Source organism: Xanthomonas chitinilytica (assembly GCF_026107455.2).
Lineage (GTDB): Bacteria > Pseudomonadota > Gammaproteobacteria > Xanthomonadales > Xanthomonadaceae > Stenotrophomonas > Stenotrophomonas chitinilytica.
The window spans coordinates 1-21,856 of sequence record NZ_JAPCHY010000007.1 but is presented as its reverse complement, the minus strand read 5'-3'; the positions used below and the strand labels follow the sequence as shown (position 1 = coordinate 21,856).

Genomic DNA, 21,856 nt, shown 5'->3' with positions numbered 1-21,856 from the left:
CCGCCGATGCCGAAGCTGCCCTCGCCGCAGGTTCAGGTGACGACCTGGCGCGCCGCGTCGAAGGCCTGGTCGAACAGGCGCTGCACCGGTGGCCCCATTTCCCCGGCCATGACCGCCAGCAGCGTCAGGCCCAGCAGCAGCGACACCGGCAGGCCGAGCTGGATCGGGTTCAACGCCGGCGCCGCGCGTGCCAGCGCACCGAAGGCCAGGTTCACCGCCAGCATCGCCACGGTCAGCGGGATGGCCAGCGCCAGCGCGCCGCGGAACACCTGCAGCACGAAGGTCGGTGCGGCCGCGGCCAGGGCATGCGGGTCGGGCAGGGCGGTGCCGATGGGCAACGCCTTGTAGCTGTCCACCAGCAGCGCGATCAACGCCAGGTGGCCGTTGGCGGTGAAGAACAGCAGGCCGAACAGCAGGTAGAACCATTGCCCGATCACGCCGGAGCTGCCGCCGCGCAGCGGGTCGGTCATCTGCGCGAAGGCCAGGCCGGTGCCCTGGGCGATCAGTTCGCCGGCCAGCGCGCCGGCTTCGAACACCAGCCGCAGCATGAAGCCGATCGACACCCCGATGGCCAGCTCGCGGGCAATGGTGAGCACGGTGGCCGCATCGAAACCGTCCCATGCCGGCACCGGCGGCAGGATCGGCGCCAGCGCCAGCGCCAGGGCGATGGCCACCAGCGCGCGGATCCGCGCCGGCACCGCGCGGGTACCGACCAGCGGCATCGCCATCAGCATGGCGCCGATGCGCAGCGCCACCCACAGCACCGTGCCGATGATGGCGAAGGCCTGCTGGCCGTCGATGGCCATGCGGGTGGCGGCATCCATCGCGGGGCTATCCGATCAGGTGCGGGATGCGCTGGAACAGCAGCGTGGTGAATTCGACCAGGTGGCCGACCAGCAGGCTGCCCAGCGCGAACAGCGCCACGGTGAGGGCCGCGGCCTTGGAGACGAAGGCGATGGTGGGTTCGTTGAGCTGGGTGGCGGCCTGGATGATGCCGACCACGACGCCGACCACCAGCACGGTGAGCAGCAGCGGTCCGGCGACCCAGAGCACGGCCATCAGGCCGCCGCGCAGTTCGGTGAGGGCGAGTTCGGGAGTCATGCCGGGGCTGATGCAAGCCCGGTGCCAGAACGGCGCCGGCATTCCGCCGCCGCGGGTCCGCGGCGGTCGCCCCGGCTGTTGCCGCCTGGTCGTCGGGCTTCCGGTGCCCGGCGCCCCTGGCCATAGGCGGCCGGGTCGCGGGCCAGCATAATCGGTGCCCGGCCCGCGCTCCGCTGCGGCCCGGCCGACCCGGGCCGCAGCGCCACAAGGAAGACACTTTGGACAAGATCGTTTCCGCATCGGTATGCGAACGGCGCTGGTCATGGCGTTCGCGGCTTTTTTCCTGCTTCTGCGTCCTGCTCCTGCTGGCGGCGCAACCGGCAGCGGCGGGGACGGACGTGGATGCTCTTGCCTGGTCGCTGCCGGCCAATGCCGACCCGGCACGGGTCGAGGCATCGCTGGCGCGGATATCGCAGTCGCTGCTCGACGGGGACAGACCCGGTGCCGAGGAGCTCGCACCCACGCAACGCAGCCAGCTCCAGATCGTCGCCGGCCGTCACCGGGACGCGGCGGCCTCCATCGAATCCCTGGTCGCTGCGTTCGTGGCCGACGGCGATGCCGAGCGGGCGCAACGCTGGATGCCCTATCTGTTGCTGGCCGAAGCCGGGGCCGCGGGAGGCGCCCGTTTCGAGCAGGCCTATGCCGATGCCTTCAGGGCGAGGTTCGCGCAACTGGACGATCTTGCCGCGGTGCAGACCCATTACTGGTTCGTCGCCGACGTGGCAGCGGCGTCCGGCCGGCTGCGGCAGGCCGTTGCCGGGCATGCGGGCGACCGGACGATTCCACGAACGGCTGCGCTCGAACTCGTCCGCCAATCGGCTTTCGTGCAGGCCTATCGGGCGGCCGGGGCCCTGGCGCCGGCGCTGGTGCGGGAGGACGAGGAGCGGCGCTTCCTGATCGACGACGAGGTGATGATTCCCGTTCCGGGAGGAATCACCCTGTCGGCGCACCTGGCCCGTCGCCGCGGCGACGATGCGGCGCTGCCGGCGGCGATGCAGTTCACCATCTACACCGATCCGGCACGGAACCGGGGCCAGGCGGTGCAGGCGGCGGCAAGAGGCTATGCCGGGGTCGTGGTGGACGCGCGCGGCAAGCGGCTGGGCAGCGGCGAGAGCGCTCCCTACGAGCACGAGGGCGAAGATGCGCATGCCGCGATCGACTGGATCAGCCGCCAGCCATGGAACGATGGCCGGGTCGCGATGTACGGCGGCAGCTATCTGGGATTCGCCGCATGGGCGGCGGCAAAGCACCGGCACCCGGCATTGAAGACCATCGTGCCGTACGTGGCGGCGATCCCCGGCCTCGGCCTGCCGATGGAGAACAACGTCTTTCTGACCGCCAACTATGCGTGGCCGTTCTACGTCGCCAACAACCGGCTGCTCGACGACGAAACCTATGCCCAGCGCGAACGCTGGGCCGGCCTTGCCGACAGCTGGTACGCATCCGGACGCCCGTACCGCGAGATCGACCAGGTGGACGGCACGCCCAACCCGTGGCTGCAACGCTGGCTGTCGCACCCGGGCTACGACGCCTATTGGCAAGCCATGGTGCCGTATGGCGCGGAATATGCGGGCATCACCATCCCGGTGCTGTCGATCACCGGTTATTACGATGATGGGCAGGTCTCCGCGCTGCATTATTTCAAGGAGCACTACCGGCACCTGCCGGAGGCCGACCACACGCTGCTGATCGGCCCGTACGACCATTTCGGGGCGCAGGCGTCGTTCAAGCCCATGCAGTTGCGCGGCCATGCGCTGGATGCCTCCGCGCAGTTCGATACCCAGGCGCTCACCTTCCAGTGGCTGGATCACGTGCTGCGCGGAGCGGAACGTCCGCCGTTGCTCGCCGGCCGGGTCAACTACCAGTTGATGGGCGCCGACCGCTGGGGCCATGCGGCCTCGCTCGACGCGGCGGCCGGCGGATACGCCACGCTGTATCTATCCACCGAACGCGAGGGGCCGCACCATCGATTGAGCCGGCAAGCACCCCGGCAGGGCGGTTACCTGAGCCAGGGCGTGGATTTCGCGGATCGCGGCATTTCACGGCATTCCTATTACCCCGACCCCGTCGTCCGCGATGCGCCGGAGCCCGGAAGCGGCCTGTCCTTCGTCAGCGACGCATTCGAACAGCCCGTCGATGTGGTCGGGACGTTTTCGGGCGAGCTGAAAGTGCGCATCAACAAGCGCGATGTCGATTTCACCGTATCGCTGTACGAGCTGATGCAGGACGGCCGCAGCATGCAGTTGTCCTACTACCTGGGGCGTGCCAGCCACGTCCGCGACATGAGCGCACGGACATTGCTCGAACCGGGCGAATGGACGTTGCTGCCGTTCGAGCGCACGCGCATGACCGGGCGCCGGATGGCGCCGGGCAGCCGCCTGCTGGTGGTCGTGGACGTGCTCAAGGACGCCTGGCACCAGGTCAACCACGGAACCGGGCGTGACGTCAGCGACGAGTCGGTCGCCGATGCCGGCGAACCGCTGCGCATCGACTGGCATTCCGACAGCAGCATCCGCGTCCCGCTGCGGTTTCCCGGTGCGGATCGGGAGGCCGACTGATCGGGCCATCCGCGCCGGTCGAAGCCGCTTGCCGGTTGATTGGGTCGACGGCCGCTCGCATCGCGCCGGCAATGGCCAAAGCGATGGCAACGGCAGGCGATGGTGCCCCAGTCAACGGCCCGGGCAACCGCGGTGGAAGCAACCGCTTCCCGGTTGCCCAGGCAGGAAGTTCTTCGTCCGTCTGCGGGCGAGGCGGGTTTCCGGGGGCTCTTGCTACGGCTCGAAGAGCTCGCGACTGACGTCGCTCCTACCGTAGGAGCGACGTCAGTCGCGAGCTCTTCGAACAGGTCCTGGAATGGATTCCTCACGCCGATGGGCGAAGAAGCAGACAAAAGCCGCGGCGGGGCCGCGGCTTGTCGGGAGCGATGCCGGGTGCGTCGTGCCATCGCCCCGCGGGCGGGGCACGGCCACCGGTCACACCGCGTTGAAGCTCGCCGCCAGCGTGCCCACCACCAGCACCCAGCCGTCCACCAGCACGAACAGCAGGATCTTGAACGGGGCCGACACCAGCATCGGCGACAGCATCATCATGCCCATCGACATCAGCACGCTGGCCACCACCAGGTCGATGATCACGAACGGGATGAAGATCAGGAAGCCGATCTCGAACGCGGTCTTCAGCTCGCTGGTCACGAACGAGGCCACCAGCACCGGGAACGGGATCGCGTCGGGGCTGGCGTAGGTGTCGTGCCCGGCCATGCCGGCGAAGGTCATCAGGTCGGTCTCGCGCACCTGCGCCAGCATGAACGCGCGCAACGGCTCGGTGGTCAGCGTCCAGGCGGTCTGGAAGTCGATCTGGCCGTCCAGGTACGGGCCCATGCCCGCGCTCCAGGCCTGCTGCCACACCGGCATCATCACCATCGCGGTGAGGAACAGCGCCAGGCCCAGCAGGATCTGGTTGGAGGGGCTCTGGCCGGTGCCCAGCGCCTGCCGCAGCAGGCCCAGCACGATGATGATCCGGGTGAAGGCGGTGAGCACCAGCAGCATCGACGGCAGCAGGGTGATCGCCGTCATCAGCAGCAGCGTCTGCAGCGGCAGGCTGACCGGCTGGTTGCCTATCCGGCCGACGTCCACCTCCGGCAGCGACGGCAGCTGCGGCACGCCGGGGGCGGCCAGCGCCAGCGCGGGCAGGGCGATCAGGAACAGCATCAGCAGCAGTTGCAGGCTGCGCTTGCAGGGGGTGCGGCGGGCACGCATGGTCAGGATTCCTTGCGCAGTTTCTGCGACAGCAGTTGCGCGAAATTCGGGAGTTGCTTGAAGTCGGGCAGGGAGGGGGCGGGCGGCGCCGGCAGCGGTTCCGGCAACTGGTGCAGGACGCCGATGCCGCCGGCGGTGACGCCCAGCAGCAACTGGGTGCCGTTGACCTCGACCACCACGATCCGCTCCTTGGCGCCGACCACGGTGCTGGCCACCACGCGCAGGCCCTCGGCCTGGCGGAAGCCGCTGCCGGGCATGCGCTTGAGCAGCCAGCCCAGGCCGACGATCAGCGCCAGCACCGCCAGCAGTGCCAGCAGCGCGCCGCCAAGGCCCGGCGCGGTGGCCACATGCTGGCCGACGGCTTTCGCCGGCGCGGCCGTGGCGACGAGTGCCAGCAACGGGCTCACCGCAGTCTCCGGATGCGCTCGCTGGGGCTGACCACGTCGGTCAGGCGCACGCCGAAGCGGTCGTTGATGACGACCACCTCGCCGTGGGCGATCAGGGTGCCGTTGACGAACACGTCCAGCGATTCGCCGGCGCCGCGCTCCAGTTCCACCACCGAGCCCTGGTTGAGCTGCAGCAGGTTGCGGATCGGCAGGCGCGCGCGGCCGACTTCCAGCGACAGCGTCACCGGCACGTCCAGGATCACGTCCAGATCCAGGTCGGTGTTGGGGTTCTCGTCGGCCTGCAGGGTGTCGAACTGCGCCGGCGCGGCTTCGGTCGAGGGGATATCGTTCATTGCGGGTCTTCCTGGATGACGGGATTGCGCGGACGGGTGCCCGGCGGGTGGGTTGCGACGATCTTGATGGCGTTGCGTTCGTTGGCCACGCCGAACTCTCCGGTGAACACCGGGATGCCTTCGACGCACAGCGGCACCTGCTTGGCCAGTTCGATGGGCAGGATGTCGCCGATCTTCAGCCGGGTGAGTTCGCGCAGGCTCATGCGGCGCTGGGCCAGCACGCTGGACAGTTCGACCTCGGCGCTGTTGAGCTGGTCGCGCAGCATGATCGCCCAGCTCTCGTCGCGGTCGTTGCGGTCGCTCTGGATGCCGGCGTCGAGCAGTTCGCGGATCGGCTCCAGCATCGAGTACGGCAGGGTGATGTGGATGTCGCCGCCGCCGCCGTCCAGTTCGACGTGGAAGCGGGTGACCACCACGTACTCGCGCGGGGTGACGATGTTGGCGAAGTGCGGGTTGATCTCCGAGTTGATGTACTCGAAGTCCACGTCCATCACCGGCGCCCAGGCCTCGCGCAGGTCGGCGAAGGTCTGCTTGAGCATCAGCTGGATCACGCGCATCTCGGTGGAGGTGAACTCGCGGCCTTCGATGCGGGTGGGATAACGGCCGTCGCCGCCGAAGAAATTGTCGACCACGGCGAATACCAGGGTCGGCTCGAACACGATCAGGCCGGTGCCGCGCAGCGGCTTGAACTTGATCAGGTTCAGGTTGGTCGGCACGTACAGCGAGTGCAGGTAGTCGTTGAACTTGATCAGTTCGATGCCGCGCACCGACAGTTCGGCCGAACGGCGGATCAGGTTGAACAGGCCGATGCGCCAGAGCCGGCCGAAACGCTCGTTGACCATCTCCAGCGTGGGCATGCGCCCGCGGATGATGCGGTCCTGGCTGGCGAAGTCGTAGGCACGCGCTTCGCCGGGCGTCGGCAGGTCTTCTTGCGTCTCAACCGATCCCGAGTCGACGCCATGCAGCAGCGCATCGATCTCGTCCTGGGAGAGCAGGTCGTTGATGCTCATCGCGGCGCCTTACTGGGTGACGAAGCTGGTGAACAGCAGTTCTTCGGCGCAGGGCTCGCCGGTTTCGGCCTTGAGCAGCTTCTGCACCTCGTCCAGCGCGGCGGCCTGCAGCTTTTCCTTGCCGGCGCGGTCGCCGATCTGCTGCGGCTCCACCTGCGAGAACAGCATCAGCAGGCGCGCGCGGATGGCCGGGGCATGGGTCTGCATCTGCTGCCGCGCCTGCGGGTCGCGGGTCATCAGCTGCACTTCCACCTGCAGGTAGCGCGGGCCGTCGTAGGCGCCGTTCAGGTTGACCACGAAGGCCGGTTCCAGCCCGAAATACTGGGCCGGCGCCGGGGTGGTGCGGGGAGGGGTCTTTTCCTTGGCCAGTTCGTGCTTGCCGGCAAAGAACCAGACGCCGCTGCCGGCGGCGGCCGCGGCGATCAGCGCCACCAGCGCGGTTACCAGTACCGGACTGCCGGACTTGCCGGACTTGCCGGACTTTTCCTGGGGGACGGCGTTCTTCTTGGTTTTGTCTGCGGCTGTGGCCACGGAGTTGCTCCTGAGGGTTGCTGTCTCCTCAGATGCAATGGCCGTGCCGAAATGCGGGGGTGGGCGATGGCGGGAAATTGACATGCGCCAGGGCGCTCACGCGCGGGCGCCGTGCCGCCGGAGAGACGAGACGGCGCCCCGGCCTGGCGTGGGCCTGGCCGGGGGCCTGCCTTCCGTTCAGGCGTAGGTGTCGAGCAGGCCGCGCTGGTGCAGGGTGCGCGCCGTAATTCCGGCGCTGTCGTGGCCGGCGTCGCGGTCGCCGGTCGTGGCCAGCGGGTCGCGGCCGGCGTCGGCTTCGCCCCCCTCCTGCGGGTTCTGCTGCTGCCCGACGTCGGCATGGGCCAGCTGCAGCCCCTGTTCGCCGAGCATTTCCCGCAGTCGCGACAGGCTGCCTTCCAGCGCCTGGCGGACGTCGGCGTGGGCGCTGGTGAAACTGGCATGGACGCGGTCGCCGTCCAGCTGCAGCCGCACTTCGACCGGGCCGAGGTCGTGGGGCGTGATGCGGATGTGGGCATGGCCGATCTTCTGGTCGGCCAGCCACGACAGGCGGGCGCCGATGGCTTCGTCGAAGCCTTCGCTGTTCAGGTCCGGAGTGGCGGTGGGCGAGCCGAGGAACGGTGCGGCGGGCGCGGTGCCGCGGACCTCGGCGGCGGCGCTCAACCCCTGCAGCAGGACATTGGCCGGGCTCTGCTCGGCGCCCTCGGCCGCACTGCTGCCGGTGCCGGCGAACGCGGCCAGCGTCAGCTCCGGTGCGTCGGCCGCGCCATCGGGGAGCACCTCCATGTCGCTGGCCACCGGCAGCGCCGGCGCCGCGGCGTTGCCCGGAGAGGCATCGGCCGCGGCTGCCAGGATGTCCCCTGTGGCCGGGGCCGGCACGGTAGCGGCAGGGGTGGCGGAGGTGGCGGCAGGCAGGACCGGCAGTGCGGCGGGGGCCGGTTCCGGTACCACGGCCACGCCGATGCCGACCAGGCCCGGCGGCGGCCAGGTGTCGTCGTCGCTGTCGCTGCTGTCGGTGTCGCGGCGGTCCGCGGTGCCTGCGGGGGCGTCGTCGGTGACGGGCAAAGCCGTTTCGTTGCTGGTTGCGGCATCGGCCTGGGTGGCGCTGCCGGGCTTTGCCGGCGATGGCGGGGCGGGCGTGGTGGAGCCGCTGGAGGCGGGGGCGGGTTTGCCGCCGGATTCGAGCAGGGCGCCGAAGTCCTGTCGCGGGCCGCCCTGGCCGTCGGTGCCGACGCCGGTACCGGCCTTGGCGGCGCTGCTGCCGGCGGAGCCGGCCAGGATCGAAAGCGCGTTCATTTCGTTTCTCCGGATTCGTCGCTGGCCGCGGCCTGGGCCAGGCGCACGCGGCGCGCGCCCAGGTCGTCCATCTCGCGCTGGTCGCGGCGTTCGGCCACCTGCCGTTCCTGCGCGCGGTAACTGGCGGCCAGCTGTTCCAGCACCTGCTTGTCGCGGCTGGCCAGCAGCAGCCGCGCGCGCTCGGCGTCGACCCGCTCGCGGTTGCGGTCCACGGTCTGGCTCTGCTGTTCGACCGCGCTGTCGAGGCGGTCGAGGAACGCGCGCCGGTTGAGCAGCTGTGCCGGGCTGGTGGCCGCCATCTGCGCGTTGGCGTACTCCTCGGCGTAGCGGCGCAACTCGTCCAGCCGCGAGATGTGGGTGTCGAGCACGCGCTGGCGTTCGGCCAGGTCGCGGGCCACCGCGTCCTCGTGTTCCTGGGCGCGCTTGAGCAGGGGGTCGATGCGCTTGGACTGCTTCATGGCTTAGTTCTCGGGTTCCACGAGCCGCTTGAGCGCGGCCTGGCTGTGCGGCAGGTCGGCGGCCTTGGCGACGTCCTGGCCGAGGAACTCCAGGATCTCCGGCCAGCGTTCCAGCGCTTCGTCGGTCGCCGGGTCGTTGCCGCGCTGGTAGGCGCCGATGGCGATCAGGTCGCGGTTGGCCGAATACGCCGACACCAGCCGCTTGAGCTTGCGGATGCGCAGCCGCCACGGCTCGTCGGCGATGTCCTGGACCACGCGGCTGACCGAGGATTCGACGTCGATCGCCGGGTACAGGCCACTGTCGGCGACCCGGCGCGAAAGCAGGATGTGGCCGTCGAGGATGGCGCGGGCGGCGTCGGCGATCGGGTCCTGCGGGTCGTCGCCTTCGGTCAGTACGGTGTAGAAGGCGGTGATCGAGCCACGCCCGGCCGAGCCGTTGCCGGCGCGCTCCACCAGCGCCGGCAGCTTGGCGAACACCGACGGCGGGTAGCCGCGGGTGGTCGGCGGTTCGCCCACCGACAGGCCGATCTCGCGCTGGGCCTGGGCGAAGCGGGTCAGCGAGTCCATCAACAGCAGCACGTTCAGGCCCTGGTCGCGGAACCACTCGGCGATGGCGGTGGCGCGGTAGGCGCCGTGCAGGCGCGCCAGCGGCGGCCGGTCGGCCGGGCTGGCCACCACCACGGCGCGGCGCAGGCCTTCCTCGCCGAGGGTGGTCTCGACGAAGTCGCGCACTTCGCGGCCGCGCTCGCCGATCAGGCCGACCACGATCACGTCGGCGGCGGTGTAGCGGGTCATCATCCCCAGCAGCGTCGACTTGCCGACGCCGGAACCGGCGAACAGGCCCACGCGCTGGCCGCGGCCGATCGGCAGCAGCGCGTTGATCGCGCGCACGCCGACGTCCAGCGGCTGGGTGATCGGTTCGCGCGCCAGCGGGTTGATCGCCACGCCGGCCATGCTGGCGTTGCCTTCGGCGCGGATCGGGCCCTTGCCGTCCAGCGGCACGCCGTCGCTGTCGATCACGCGGCCGAGCAGGCCTTCGCCCACTTCCACGCCGCCGCGGCGGTAGGAGGGCACCACCCGGGCGTTGGGCAGCAGCCCGTGCAGCTCGGCGCTGGGCATCAGGTAGGTGCGTTCGCTGGCGAAGCCCACCACCTCGGCATCCACCCAGCCGCCGTCGACCTCGACCTTGCAGGTGGCGCCCATCGGCGCCTCGCAGCCGACCGCTTCCAGGGTCAGGCCGACCGCGCGGCGCAGCACGCCTTCGCGGATCAGGCCGCGGCCGTGGCCGGGCTCGAGCTGGATGCCGTCCAGCCGCGTGGCCAGCCGCAGGTTGCGGGCGGCTGCCCAGTCGGCGGGGGCGGGGACGGGAATCTCGGGTGTCATTGGGTCGCTCCGGACTTGCGCATCACCGTGGCCAGCGCGGCGCGCAGGCGGGCGTCGAGGGTGCCGTCGATGCGCACGCTTTCGGCATGCACGCGCAGGTCGCCGCGGCTGAGGCCGGTATCCGGGCTCAGGCGATGGCCCGGCGCCAGCGTCAGCAGCGGTGCCAGCGCGGCGATGTCGTCCGGGTGCAGGCGCACCTCGACCTCGCGGCTGGCGCCGCCGACCGCGTCCACGGCTTCGGCGACCAGGTCCTGCAGCAGGGCCGGCTCGGCCTCGTAGGCGCGGCCGACCAGGTTGCCGGCGATGCGCACCGACAGTTCGCCCAGCGCGGTCACCACTTCGTTCTCCAGCCGCACCAGCGGCCGGCTGAAGTTGTCGAGGATGCCTTCGATCTGGGCGATCAGGCGGCGCACCTCGGACTGGCCCTGGGCATAGCCTTCGGCATGGCCCTGCTCGAAGCCTTCCTGCTGCGCGGCATCCTGGATGGCCTGGATCTCTTCCAGCGTGGGCAGCTGCAGCGGCGGCTCCTCCGGCAGCTCCGGCTCGGCCGCCAGCGACTCGTCGACGATCTCCGGTTCGGGTGGGGGCGTCGCCATCAGGTCCGGCGCCAGCCAGCGCACGACGTTGCTCACAGCATCGCCTCCGCGTTGCCGCCGATGGTGACGGTGCCCTCATCGGCCATGCGCTTGACGATGGCCAGGATCTCGCGCTGGGCGGCCTCCACGTCGGACAGCTTGACCGGACCGCGCGCTTCCATGTCCTCGAGCAGGATCTCGGCGGCGCGCTGGGACATGTTGCGGGTGATCTTGTCGCGCACCTTGATGTCGGCGCCGCGCAGGGCCAGGCCCAGGCGCTCGCCGCTGACCTCGCGCAGCACCAGCTGCATCTCGCGGTCGTCCAGGTCCACCAGGTCGTCGAACACGAACATCAGGTCCTGGATGCGGGTGCCCAGCGGGGCGTCGATCTGCGAGATCTGGCCGAGGATCAGCTGGTCCTGGCCGCCATCCATGAAGTTGAGGATGTTGGCCGCGCACTGCACGCCGCCGATGCTGGACGACTTCAGGTTCTGGTTGCCGGCGAACTGGCGCTCCATGATCTCGTTGAGTTCGTTGAGCGCGTTGGGCGGGATGCCGTCCAGGGTGGCGATGCGCAGCAGCACGTCGACCCGGGTGCGTTCGGGCAGCAGCTTCAGCGCTTCGGCGGCCTGGTCGGTCTCCAGGTGGGCCATGACGATGGCGATGATCTGCGGATGCTCGTTGCGCACCAGGTCGGCCACCGCGCGCGGGTCCATCCACTTCAGCGCGTCCAGGCCGGTGGTGTTGCGGCCGAGCAGGATGCGGTCGATCAGGTTGCCGGCCTTCTCGGTGCCCAGCGCCTGCACCAGCATGTTGCGGATGTAGTCGTCCGAACCCACGCTGAGCGAGGTCTTGTTGCCCAGCTCGGCGCTGAACTCGTCCATCACCTGCTGCACCTGCTCGCGGGTGACGTCGTTCAGGGTGGCCATGGCGATGCCGATCTTCTGCACCTCCTTGGGCTCCATGTGGCGCAGCACTTCGGCCGCATCCACTTCGCCCAGCGACAGCAGCAGCACCGCGGCGCGCTGCACGCCGTTCATCGGCGGTCGTTCGGAAGCCTGCGTCTTGTCAATCATTTGCCACCCATCCCTTCACGACCTGCGCCACGCGCTTGGAGTCGGTTTTCACGGCCTCGCGCGCCATGCGCAGGCGTTCCTCGTAGGCATCGACCGGCAGCGCCAGCGGCTGCCCGCCGGCCAGCTGCAGGCTCTCGCTGGACAGCTGCGGCACGCGTTCGCCGTCGTCGAGCAGCTGCACGTCGGCATCGAGCGGGTCGATCTCGGCATCGTCCTTGGGCGAGGCCTGGCCGGTGAGCTGGCGCAGCGCCGGGCGCAGCACGCCGAACACCAGCGCCAGCACCAGCAATGCGCCGAGCAGCAGGCGCAGCCCGTCGCGGGCCTGCGGGGTTTCCCACCACTTGGGGCCTTCGACCACCACGTTCTCGCGCACGAACGGCGCGTTCATGACCGACACGGTGTCGCCACGCTCGGCGTTGAAGCCGACGGCCTGCTTGACCAGCGCCTCGACCCGGGTCAGCTCGGCCGCGCTCAACGGCTGGTCGCTGACCTTGCCGTCGGTACCGGCGCGCGGCACGTGGTCGACCAGGACCGCCACCGAGACCCGCTTGATCCGGCCCGGCGGCTGCCGGGTGTGCTGCAGGGTGCGGTCCAGCTCGTAGTTGCGGGTGGCGTTCTTGGATATTTCGGTCGGGGTGGCCGCGGTCACCGGCTCGGCGGCGGGGCCGGGCGGGGTGTTGCTGGCCGCGCCGGGCACGCCCTGCGGGCCGGCGACGGCGCTGCTGTTTTCGCTGATCTGTTCGCTGCGGACCTTCTGCGGTTCGCCGTTGTACAGCTCGCGCGCTTCCTCGGTGACCGAGAAATCCATGTCCACGCTGACTTCCGGGTTGACCCGGCCGACGCCGGTCATCGGCTCGAGCAGCTCGCGGATGCGCTGGTTGAACGAGGTTTCCTGGCGCCGCACCTGCTCGAACTGCGCGGCGTTCATCGCCGCTTCGCTGTTCGGGTCGGAGATGGTGAGCATGCGTCCGCTCTGGTCCACCACGGTGACGCGCTCGGGGGCCAGGTCGGGAATGCTGGAGGCGACCATGTGCACGATGGCGTCGACCTGGTTGCGCTCCAGCGTGGCGCCGCCGCGCAGTTCCAGCACCACCGAGGCGCTGGCGACCTCGCGCCGGCGGGTGAAGGCGCTGGGCTTGGGGATGGCCAGGTGCACGCGGGCGTCGCGGACCGGGCGCAGGGTGGTGATGGTGCGCACCAGTTCGGTTTCCAGCGCGTGCTGGTAGCGCGCGTTCTCGACGAACTGGCTGACGCCGAAGCCGGGGTCGCGCTCCATCAGTTCGAAACCGAGGCGGCCGCTGTCGGTCAGGCCGGAGCTGGCCAGCTTCAGGCGGGCATCGTGCAGGTGCTTTTCCGGCACGGTGATGGCGCCGGTGGCCGGGTCCAGCTTGAACGGAATCTGCGCCGCGCGCAGCAGGTCGGTGGCCTCGGCGGTGGCCTTCTGGTCCAGCCCTGTGTACAGCGGTACCTGCTGCGGCTTCTGCGACCAGAAGAACACACCGAGGCCGGCGGCGACGGCGACGGAAATCATCGCCATCAACCCCAGCCGGCGGGTGATCTGCAGGCTCTGCAGCCGGTCGAACCACGCTCCGGCCTTTTCAGAGTTGAACGTTTCCTTGGAAAGCGCGAGTGCCATGCGGACCTATCCTTACAGCGGCATGTTCATCACGTCCTGGTAAGCCTGGACGAGACGGTTGCGGACTTCCACGGTGGCGCGGAACGCCACCTGGGACTGTTGCGCGGCGACCATGACCTTGGCCAGATCGGCGCCGGGTTCGCCCAGCTCGAACGCCCGGGCCAGCGCGCCGGACTTCTGTTGCGCATCGTTGACGCCGTTGATGGCGCTGCGGAGGGTTTCGGTGAAGCTGGGAACCTGCTGTAGCGGCTGTCCGGAGACGAGCCCTTCGATCGCGTTGCTGCGCGGCGCGTCGGCCAGCGGCCGGATCGAGGGCTGGCCCACCTGGGTCTGGAAGCTGCGGATCTGGGAAAGGATCGAATTGACGGAATGGGACATCGGCATACATCCGGGCAATGGGGTGGCTACTGCCTGTTCAGTTGCAAGCCGCGTGCCGAAACGGTGGCGGGTTTCCGGCGGGGCGGGCCATCCCCCGTCGTTGCCGGCCGCGCCTGTCGCAGCGGGCGGATCCAGGCGATGGCGACGCCGGGCCGGCACGCCTGGTCCGGGCCGCGCGCGCCGGATTCCCGGCCTTCCCCGGTCATCGCGGCAACCCCTCCTGCAAGGGCGGCGCCGTGGCCCGGTCGCGGCAGGAACCCGGTCGTGCCTGTCGCCGGCGCGCCGGAATCATGGCGTCGGCGATCCGGCGGCGGATCGGCCACCGGGCGCCGTGAACGAAGAAGGCCACCGGCTGGCGCTGCAGCGGGTGGCCTTCGAAGCCGCCACGGGCGATCGCGCCCGCGGTTGCCGGGGAAACGGAAAGACGGGATCAGCTGGCCATTTCCATCTGCTCGCGTTCGATGCCGTACTTGCGCAGCTTCTCGACCAGGGTGGTGCGGCGCAGGCCCAGCAGCTGGGCGGCATGCGCCACCACGCCCTGGGTGCGTTCGAGCGCCTCGTTGATCAGCGACAGCTCGATGCCGGCCATGTGGTCGCGCAGGTCCATGCCGTCGTCGGGCAGGTGCGGCTGGGCGGCGGCGGACGCGGCCACCGCGACCGGCACGGCCACGCCGGCCACGGCCGGCGCCGGCGCCGGTTGCGCCAGCAACGCCGAGCGTTCTTCCGTTTCCGAAGCCTCCGGCTGCGGCGCCGGCTGGTAGTCGCCGCGGTAGCGCGCCGGCAGGTCCTGCACCCGCACCAGGCCGGCCGGATGCAGCACCGCCAGGCGCTCGACCAGGTTGGTCAGTTCGCGCACGTTGCCCGGCCACGGGTAGCAGGCCAGGGCCTGCAGCGCCTCGGCGGCGAAGCGCACTTCGCCGCGGCCGGTACGGGCCAGCTGGCCGGCGATGGTCTCCACCAGTGCCGGCAGGTCGGCGGTGCGGTCGCGCAGCGCCGGCACTTCGATCGGGAACACGTTGAGGCGGTAGAACAGGTCCTCGCGGAACTTGCCGTCGGCGATGCGCTCTTCCAGGTCGCGGTGGGTGGCGGCGATCACCCGCACGTTGCAGCGGATGGTCTGGTTGCCGCCGACGCGCTCGAAGCTGCGCTCCTGCAGCACGCGCAGCAGCTTGACCTGCATCGGCAGGCTCATGTCGCCGATCTCGTCGAGCAGCAGGGTGCCGCCCTCGGCCATCTCGAAGCGGCCCTTGCGCGCGCTCAGGGCACCGGTGAAGGCGCCTTTCTCGTGGCCGAACAGCTCGCTTTCCAGCAGGTCCGGCGGGATCGCGCCGCAGTTGATGGCCACGAACGGGCCGTCGCGCCGCGGCGAGCGCTGGTGGATGGCGCGCGAGACCACCTCCTTGCCGGTGCCCGATTCGCCCAGCACCAGCACGGTGGTGTCGAACGCGGCGACCTGGTCGATCAGCCGGCGCAGGTCGGTCACCGCCGGGCTGTGGCCGGTGGGGCCGTTGTCCTGGGCGGCGCCGGCCTGGTGTTCGGTATCCAGCCGCTTGAGGCTGGCGCGGCGCAGCAGCGCCTCCATCTGCGCATGGCGCAGCGGGGTTTCCAGCGGCCAGACGTTGGCCTCGTGCAGGCCGTGGCGGCGCGCGAACTCGACTGCGTCGCCCTCCATCAGCAGCACCGGCGGCGGCAGCGAGGTGCGCGCCAGCCAGGCGAAGAAGGCTTCGGCCTTGGCCGCGTCCTCCTGCGCGCCGACCACCAGCGCCATCCAGTCGTTCTGGCGGTGGCGTGCGGTGTCGATGTCGCCGGCGTCGGCCACCCAGCGTGGGGTGAAGTCCATGAATTCGAGCAGCGCGACGGTACGTTCGGCGCGGACGCCATCGCTGTCCAGGACCAGGATGCGGGACTCACTCATGGCTGTTTTCCTTCGAGATGCGTTCCAGGATCGGCATGACTTCCTGGATGTAGGACAACTTGCTGACGAAATTGTCGGCGCCGGCGCGCAGCGCGTGTTCGCGGTGCTCGGCGTCGTCGAAATGGCTGGCGATGACGATGTAGGGCGCTTCGTCCTGGGTCTTGATCAGGCGGGTGGCCTGCAGGCCGCCCATTTCCGGCATGGCCAGGTCCATCAGCACCACCTGCGGGCGCAGCGCCTCGGAACGCTCGATCGCTTCCAGGCCGTTGGCGGCGCTGCCGACGATCTGCAGCCACTCGATCTTGCGGAAGTGGCGCATCGCGGCGTTGATGAAGCCCTCGTGGTCGTCGACCAGCAGGACGGTGAGCTTGCTCATGGTTTCCATTCTCCTCAGCCCACCCGGGCCAGCTGGGGCTTGGCGTCCCGGCGGCGACGTTCGCGGGCCGGGGCGATATCAAGCTGTTCGCGGTATTTTGCGACGGTCCGGCGTGCGATGTTCACTCCCTGGCGTGAAAGCAGCCCGGCGATGGCTTCGTCGGCCAGCGGCTTGCCGGCCGGTTCGGATTCGATCAGGCGCCGGACCATGGCCTTGACCGCGGCTCCGGAGATGCTGGCGCCTTCCAGGCGCACGGCGAAGAAGTGCTTCAGCTCGAAGGTGCCGCGCGGGGTCTGCAGGTACTTGCCGCTGGTGATGCGCGAGACGGTGGACTCGTGCATGCCGATCGCATCGGCTACTTCCTTCAGGGTCAGCGGCGCCATCGCCTCGTCGCCGTTGACCAGGAACGCGGCCTGGCGTTCGACGATCACCCGGCTGGTGCGCAGCAGGGTCTCGTAGCGCATCGACAGGCCACGGGTGAGCCAGCGGGCTTCCTGCAGCATCTCGCGCAGCGGCTGGGCGCTCTCGCCGGCTTCGCTGAGCGCGCGCTCGTAGGTGGGGTTGATGGCGACGCGGTGGGTGGTGGACGGGTTCAGCGCCACCCGCCACTGGCCGTCGGCATGCCAGGCCAGCACGTCGGGGACCACCACGGCGTTGGCCTGCGGCAGCAGCTGTTCGCCGGGGCGCGGCTGCAGCGACAGGATCAGCCGCACCGCCTCGTGCACGTCGGCTTCCTCCACCGAGAGGGCGTCGGCGAGAGCGGGGTAGTCGTGCGCGGCCAGCAGCGCCAGATCGCCGGCGAGGATGCGCGTGGCCAGCGGGCGGCCGGCGACCAGGCCCGGCAGCGACCGCAGCTGCGCCTGCAGGCATTCGCGCAGGTCGCTGGCGGCCATGCCGGCCGGATCGCCGTGCAGCAGGCGTTGGCGCAGGGCTTCGACATGGGCGGCATCGCGATCGAAGTGGGCGCTGGCCAGCAGGATCAGCTGCGGCAGCGGTGCGTCCAGATAGCCGGCTTCGTCGCAGTGCTCCAGCCAGAAGGCGGCGATGGCCAGATCGCCGTCGTCCAGTTCCAGCGCCAGCTGCTGCAGCACGCGCAGCTGCGGATCGCTGGACTCGCCGGCGGCGACCTGGGCCATGCGGTCGTCGTCGCCGTCGCGCCAGCTGGCGCCGGGGATGTCCCACATCGAGCTTTCCGGCAGTTCGTCGAACGCGGCGGTATCCAGTGCCGGGTCGGCGGCGGCTTCCGGCACGGGGGTTGCTTCGGCTTCCTGTTCCAGGTCGAGCAGCGGGTTGTTTTCCAGCGCGGCGCGGATTTCCTGTTCCAGCTGCATGCCGTTGAGCTGCAGCAGGCGGATCGATTGCAGCAGGGCAGGCGTGAGGTGGAGCTGTTGCCCGAGCTGGGCGGAAATGGAGGTCTTCATCGGTATTCCCCGGCTGCGCCAAGTCCCCGGCGCGTTGTGGAACGTATCTTGCGTTCGGGGTGTCGGGGTTTGAATCGGGGGCTTCCCTAGTGGGGTAGTCGGATTTCCGACGTCGCGTCGGGGCGGCCCCTACATACGCCGGAGTTTCGACGCGGCAAGTGCCTGTGCGGCATGGATTTCCGGGTTCCGGGGACTGGGCGCCACGGCGTGCGCCAGAATTCCATTCTGTGACGGGCGTTCGGGTTGGGGCGATCCGCCAGGGTTCCGACGCGCTCAGCCCAGCTCCTGCTGGTGGCGGGCGGCCAACAGCACCAGGTCGTTGGCGCGACGGCAGCCCAGCGATTCCATCATCCGCGCGCGGTGGGTCTCCACCGTCTTGACGCTGATGCCGAGATCGGCGGCGATTTCCTTGGTGCTCAGGCCGCTGCCGATCTGGCGCAGGATCTGGCGCTGGCGCGGGGAAAGCGCGGCGATCCCGACCGGGCGTTCGCGACCGAGCATGGGCGCCAGCATCTTGGCCGAGATCTGCGGGCTCAGGAACACCTGCCCGGCGTGGGCCGCGCGCAGCGCCAGCTCCAGTTCCTGCGGGGCGGCATCCTTGACCACGAAGCCGGCGGCGCCGCGGTCGAGCGCATCGCGCACGTGCACCGCGTCGTCGTACATGGACATCATCACCACCTTGGTCAGCGGCGCCTTCTGGCGCACGTCGCTGAGGGCGTCCAGGCCGTTGCGGCCGGGCAGCGACAGGTCCATCAGGATCAGGTCGGGGGTGTGCCGCACCGCCATTTCCAGCGCCTGCTCGGCATTGCTGGCTTCGGCCACCACCTCGACATTGTCGAATGCCTGCAGCAGCCGGCTGAGCCCGGCACGGACCAGGGTATGGTCGTCGACAATGAGGATTCGCACTGGAAATGTGAACGCGGCGTGGGAGGCGTTCACCATAGCCGAGGTGGGCAGCGGCGCCAACCGATTAATCGGCCGCGGAGGCCGGGCAGGTTCAGCGCGAACGCCGGGATTCCGCGACCTGGCGGCGGTGCAGGCGGAACAGGTGGCGTTCCAGCGCCATTTCCAGCGCGTCGCCGGCGCCCTGCAGGCGCAGCCACAGGAAGAAACCGCCGGCGCCATTGGCCACTTCGGCCAGCACCGTCACCGGCAGCTCGATGTGGTCGGGCAGCCATTCGGAGGGTTGCAGGCGGACGATGCCCTGGCTGCCGGCGGAAGCGCCGCTGCGCATGCCCAGCTCCAGCCGCAGGCCGCGGCGCGACCAGCGCACCGGACGCAGCGGCAGGGCGTCGCTGGACTGGCGCACCAGCCGCCCCAGCAGCACCAGGGTCAGGTCCAGCTTGGCTTCCAGCCGCAGCAACTGCTGCGAGGACTCGCCGCGTTCGTCGCCGTCGTCGCCGCCGCCGCGTGCATCCTCGACCAGCGCCACGCCGCGCAGCAGCGTTTCCGCCGCACCGGGACGGATGGCGGCGCTGCCCAGCCGGAATTCCGCCGGCAGGGCGAGATCGCAGCTGAGGGCGTCGTCGAACAGCTCGCTCTCGGCGGGGTGGTGGATGGCGGCGGCGCGGGCGTCGGTCATGCCAGCGATTCTGCCTGGTGATAGGCGTTGGCGGCGCGCACCGAGCGGCGGCCGGCACGCAGGCGCGCAGCGGCCAGGTCGCGACGGGCCAGCATGTCGGCCATCAGCGTCTGCTGCAGCTTCAGCAACCCCTGCAGGGCGCTCAGCGGCGCCTGCGACCCGCGGGTCTCGACATAGCGGCGCAGATGCAGGTCATGGCTGGCCACCAGCTGTTCGGCCAGCGCATGGTCCTCGTCCTCGAGCGCGCCGCGCAGCGCTTCCAGGTCGGAGTAGAGGTCGTCGAGTTCGGTATCGTGAGCCATTCTTGCCTCAAACGGTGGCAGCGACGGGTTGCGGTCGCTGCTGGTTGGGGATGGCATTCCACGCCGACTCGATTTCGCCGAGCAATGCCAGGGCGTCGCGCAGCGCGACCGGGTCGTTGTGCAGGTTGGCCTCGGTCAACCGGTGCAGCACGTAGTCGTACAGCGCGGAAAGATTGCCGGCGATCTCGCCGCCGGCCTCGTGGTCCAGCGAGCCGTTCAGGTGGCCGACGATGGCGCAGACCTCGCCGATCGCCTTGCCCTTGCGGGCCTGGTCGCCACGCTCCAGGCAGGCTTCGGCCAGGCGGATGCGCTCGCAGGCGCCGGCCAGCAGCAGGGCCACGAGCTTGTGCGGATCGGCGTCGGTCACGCTGGTCGAGACGCCGACCTTGCGGTACTGCTCGGCATACTGGTGGCTGGAACCATACATGTGTCGAAGTCTCCTCTGTTCCCGTCGATCAGGCGCTGCGGGCGGTCGATTGGCGCTTGCCGGCGCATGTCGGCGTCCGGCCCGGCCAGGGTGCGATGTTCGTTGCTGTCTCTATCGGCCCGCGATCGCGGAAACTTGAGGGGGACGTTGTCCTCACTTGTTCTTCGAGGTGAGCGAGGCGAGCGAGGCCATCTGCTGGGTCAGGTAGTCGCTGGTGGTCTGCATCTGCGCCACCAGCTGGTCCATGGCGGTGAACTGGGCGGTGTAGCGGGCCGCCACCTTCTCCATGCGGGCGTCCAGGTCGTCCAGATCCTTTTCCAGCTTCTTGATCTGCTTGTTCAGGCCATCGGTGCGCAGGCTCAGGGTGCCGGTCGAGCTGTCCAGATGGCTCTTCATCATCGACTTCAGGCTGCTGCTCAGCTTGCCGTTCTCGCCGAACAGGGCATTGGCCGCCGCGGGGTCGCTGGCCATGGCCTTGTCGAAGTCGCTACCGCTGAGGCTCAGCGTGCCTTCCTTGCTGATGGTGACGCCGAGGGCCTTGAGTTCGTTGACGTTGCCGCTGAGCTGGCTGCGCAGCTGTTGCTGCAGGCCGCGCACCATGGCGTCGCCGGTGAGGGCCGCGGCGGTGTTGGTGGTGGCGTTGTAGCTGCTGGACGACTTCAGCATGCTCACGGCCGCGTTGTAGGCGGACACGAACGCCTGCAGGTTGGTCTTCAGCGGGGTGTTGTCCTGGCTGACGGTAAGGGTCTGGGTGGTGCCCGGGTCGGCCTTGGACAGGGTGAGCGTCACCCCGGGAACGATGTCGGCGATGGTGTTGCTGCTGGAGGTGCGCTCGAAACCGTCGACCCGCACCACGGCGTCGGAGGCGGCCACGGTCTGGGCCAGGCCACCGGCGGCACCGTCCCAGGTCAGCGCGGACAGGCCGCCGTTGCCACCGCTGGCGGAGAGGGTCAGCGCGCCTTCGGTTCCGGAGTCGACGGCATTGAGCACCAGGTGCTGGCCGTCATCGGCGGTGATCACGCTGGCGTTGACGCCCTTGCCGCCGGCGGCCTGGTTGATGGCCTTGGCGATGTCTTCAAGGGTGCTGCCCTCGGCGATCTCCACGTCCAGGGAGGTATCGCCCCAGGCGATGGACAGGGTGCCGTCGCCTACCGCCGCGTCCTTGGCGAACGCGCCGGAGGTCAGCTTCTGCGCCTGCGACAGGCTCACCACTTCCACGTTGTACTGGCCGGCGACCGCGCCGGTGCCGGTGCTCGCGGAAAATCCGGAACCATCGGGCACGCTTGCCTTGAACGCCGGCGTGGTCGCGCTCTTTCCCAGCGTTTCCAGCGCCGTCTGCAGGTTGCTCAGCGCGCTCTTGATGTTGCCCAGCGCCGACAATTTGGCGGTAGCGGCCGAACCGGCACTGTTGATCCGGTTCTCGGTGGGCTTGCGCTCCGCCGCGACCAGATCCGAAACGATGCTGGGAATATCGAGGCCGGAGCCGATTGTGTTCAATGCCATTGGTTTTCCTTGCAGGGCCGGTTGCCCGTCGTGTGGCCGTGGCTGGCCTCTCGTCGTTATCGGCCAGGTACGCGTCCGCTTTAGTCCGCCGGCGTGCACGGCCGGGCGGGGTGTCGCCGGATGGGAAGCAAGTCCCATGCCGGAGCCGGTAGGGAGGATCGGCCCGGGGGGCTTGCGCAGGCAAAGCGCGCGACTGATGGCCCGAGGCCACCCGGCGTCGCTCCTACAACCGCAGGGACCTTGTAGGAGCGACGTCAGTCGCGACAAGGGCGGCATGAAGCCCCCAAAAGAAGAAGGCCCCTCCTTGCGGAGGGGCCTCGATCACACCTGACGGGGTGTTGCTACCGGGATCAGCCCAGCAGGCTCAGCACGTTCTGGGTGGAGCTGTTGGCCTG

General features: G+C 69.7%; 23 protein-coding genes. 1 reads left to right on the top strand and 22 read right to left on the bottom strand.

All coding sequences use genetic code 11. From position 1 onward, the window contains the following. Positions 1-32 precede the first annotated feature (32 nt). Positions 33-824, bottom strand: coding sequence for a flagellar biosynthetic protein FliR (fliR, locus tag OK345_RS08980; RefSeq protein WP_265127627.1), 792 nt, complete (start codon positions 822-824; stop codon positions 33-35). 7 nt (positions 825-831) lie between these two features. Beyond that, the gene (locus OK345_RS08975) at positions 832-1,101 is read right to left on the bottom strand and encodes a flagellar biosynthetic protein FliQ (protein WP_265127626.1); all 270 of its coding nucleotides are present in this window, start codon (positions 1,099-1,101) and stop codon (positions 832-834) included. Positions 1,102-1,439: 338 nt separating this feature from the next. Between OK345_RS08975 and OK345_RS08970 the strand changes: the two genes are divergently transcribed. Further along, positions 1,440-3,659 (top strand): CocE/NonD family hydrolase, encoded by a 2,220-nt coding sequence (locus OK345_RS08970; RefSeq protein ID WP_265127625.1) that lies wholly within the window; start codon positions 1,440-1,442, stop codon positions 3,657-3,659. A gap of 414 nt (positions 3,660-4,073) precedes the next feature. Here the strand turns inward: OK345_RS08970 and fliP are convergent, their stop codons facing one another. The 20 genes from fliP to fliD all read right to left on the bottom strand — a co-directional run bounded on the left by fliP (position 4,074) and on the right by fliD (position 21,461). Then, positions 4,074-4,856 (bottom strand): flagellar type III secretion system pore protein FliP, encoded by a 783-nt coding sequence (gene fliP, locus OK345_RS08965; RefSeq protein WP_265127624.1) that lies wholly within the window; start codon positions 4,854-4,856, stop codon positions 4,074-4,076. 2 nt (positions 4,857-4,858) lie between these two features. Next, positions 4,859-5,254, bottom strand: a complete 396-nt coding sequence (gene fliO / locus OK345_RS08960) for a flagellar biosynthetic protein FliO (protein WP_265127806.1) — start codon at positions 5,252-5,254, stop codon at positions 4,859-4,861. Between the two features lie 5 nt (positions 5,255-5,259). Continuing rightward, positions 5,260-5,595, bottom strand: coding sequence for a flagellar motor switch protein FliN (fliN, locus tag OK345_RS08955; RefSeq protein ID WP_265127623.1), 336 nt, complete (start codon positions 5,593-5,595; stop codon positions 5,260-5,262). Then, complete coding sequence (gene fliM, locus OK345_RS08950) at positions 5,592-6,605, bottom strand: flagellar motor switch protein FliM (RefSeq protein WP_265127622.1); 1,014 nt, start codon at positions 6,603-6,605, stop codon at positions 5,592-5,594. Before fliM ends, fliN begins: the two co-directional genes overlap by 4 nt. A gap of 9 nt (positions 6,606-6,614) precedes the next feature. Further along, positions 6,615-7,136, bottom strand: a complete 522-nt coding sequence (locus tag OK345_RS08945; protein WP_265127621.1) for a flagellar basal body-associated FliL family protein — start codon at positions 7,134-7,136, stop codon at positions 6,615-6,617. 177 nt (positions 7,137-7,313) lie between these two features. Next, complete coding sequence (locus OK345_RS08940) at positions 7,314-8,429, bottom strand: flagellar hook-length control protein FliK (RefSeq protein WP_265127620.1); 1,116 nt, start codon at positions 8,427-8,429, stop codon at positions 7,314-7,316. Next, entirely contained in the window at positions 8,426-8,887 is a 462-nt protein-coding gene (gene fliJ / locus OK345_RS08935; protein ID WP_265127619.1) for a flagellar export protein FliJ, read from the bottom strand. The genes OK345_RS08940 and fliJ overlap by 4 nt, the downstream gene beginning before the upstream one ends. Before the next feature lie 3 nt (positions 8,888-8,890). After that, the gene (locus OK345_RS08930; protein WP_265127618.1) at positions 8,891-10,270 is read right to left on the bottom strand and encodes a FliI/YscN family ATPase; all 1,380 of its coding nucleotides are present in this window, start codon (positions 10,268-10,270) and stop codon (positions 8,891-8,893) included. Next, positions 10,267-10,902 carry a FliH/SctL family protein gene (locus tag OK345_RS08925; protein WP_265127617.1) on the bottom strand — a complete coding sequence of 212 codons (636 nt, stop codon included), beginning with the start codon at positions 10,900-10,902 and terminating at the stop codon, positions 10,267-10,269. Before OK345_RS08925 ends, OK345_RS08930 begins: the two co-directional genes overlap by 4 nt. Next, positions 10,899-11,885, bottom strand: a complete 987-nt coding sequence (fliG, locus tag OK345_RS08920; RefSeq protein ID WP_265127805.1) for a flagellar motor switch protein FliG — start codon at positions 11,883-11,885, stop codon at positions 10,899-10,901. Before fliG ends, OK345_RS08925 begins: the two co-directional genes overlap by 4 nt. Before the next feature lie 28 nt (positions 11,886-11,913). Beyond that, the gene (gene fliF / locus OK345_RS08915; RefSeq protein WP_265127616.1) at positions 11,914-13,557 is read right to left on the bottom strand and encodes a flagellar basal-body MS-ring/collar protein FliF; all 1,644 of its coding nucleotides are present in this window, start codon (positions 13,555-13,557) and stop codon (positions 11,914-11,916) included. A gap of 12 nt (positions 13,558-13,569) precedes the next feature. After that, positions 13,570-13,935 (bottom strand): flagellar hook-basal body complex protein FliE, encoded by a 366-nt coding sequence (fliE, locus tag OK345_RS08910; RefSeq protein ID WP_265127615.1) that lies wholly within the window; start codon positions 13,933-13,935, stop codon positions 13,570-13,572. 430 nt (positions 13,936-14,365) lie between these two features. Beyond that, positions 14,366-15,850 carry a sigma-54 dependent transcriptional regulator gene (locus OK345_RS08905; protein ID WP_265127614.1) on the bottom strand — a complete coding sequence of 495 codons (1,485 nt, stop codon included), beginning with the start codon at positions 15,848-15,850 and terminating at the stop codon, positions 14,366-14,368. After that, positions 15,843-16,226, bottom strand: coding sequence for a response regulator (locus OK345_RS08900; protein WP_265127613.1), 384 nt, complete (start codon positions 16,224-16,226; stop codon positions 15,843-15,845). Before OK345_RS08900 ends, OK345_RS08905 begins: the two co-directional genes overlap by 8 nt. A 14-nt stretch (positions 16,227-16,240) precedes the next feature. Next, a complete protein-coding gene (rpoN, locus tag OK345_RS08895; protein ID WP_265127612.1) occupies positions 16,241-17,647 on the bottom strand; it encodes an RNA polymerase factor sigma-54 in 1,407 nt (468 codons plus the stop codon). Between the two features lie 273 nt (positions 17,648-17,920). Next, a complete protein-coding gene (locus OK345_RS08890) occupies positions 17,921-18,553 on the bottom strand; it encodes a response regulator (RefSeq protein ID WP_265127611.1) in 633 nt (210 codons plus the stop codon). Positions 18,554-18,644: 91 nt separating this feature from the next. Beyond that, positions 18,645-19,229, bottom strand: coding sequence for a PilZ domain-containing protein (locus OK345_RS08885; protein ID WP_265127610.1), 585 nt, complete (start codon positions 19,227-19,229; stop codon positions 18,645-18,647). After that, the gene (locus OK345_RS08880; RefSeq protein WP_265127609.1) at positions 19,226-19,531 is read right to left on the bottom strand and encodes a hypothetical protein; all 306 of its coding nucleotides are present in this window, start codon (positions 19,529-19,531) and stop codon (positions 19,226-19,228) included. The genes OK345_RS08885 and OK345_RS08880 overlap by 4 nt, the downstream gene beginning before the upstream one ends. A 7-nt stretch (positions 19,532-19,538) precedes the next feature. After that, positions 19,539-19,958 (bottom strand): flagellar export chaperone FliS, encoded by a 420-nt coding sequence (fliS, locus tag OK345_RS08875; protein WP_265127608.1) that lies wholly within the window; start codon positions 19,956-19,958, stop codon positions 19,539-19,541. A 153-nt stretch (positions 19,959-20,111) separates the two neighbouring features. Next, a complete protein-coding gene (fliD, locus tag OK345_RS08870) occupies positions 20,112-21,461 on the bottom strand; it encodes a flagellar filament capping protein FliD (RefSeq protein WP_265127607.1) in 1,350 nt (449 codons plus the stop codon). Positions 21,462-21,856 lie beyond the last annotated feature (395 nt).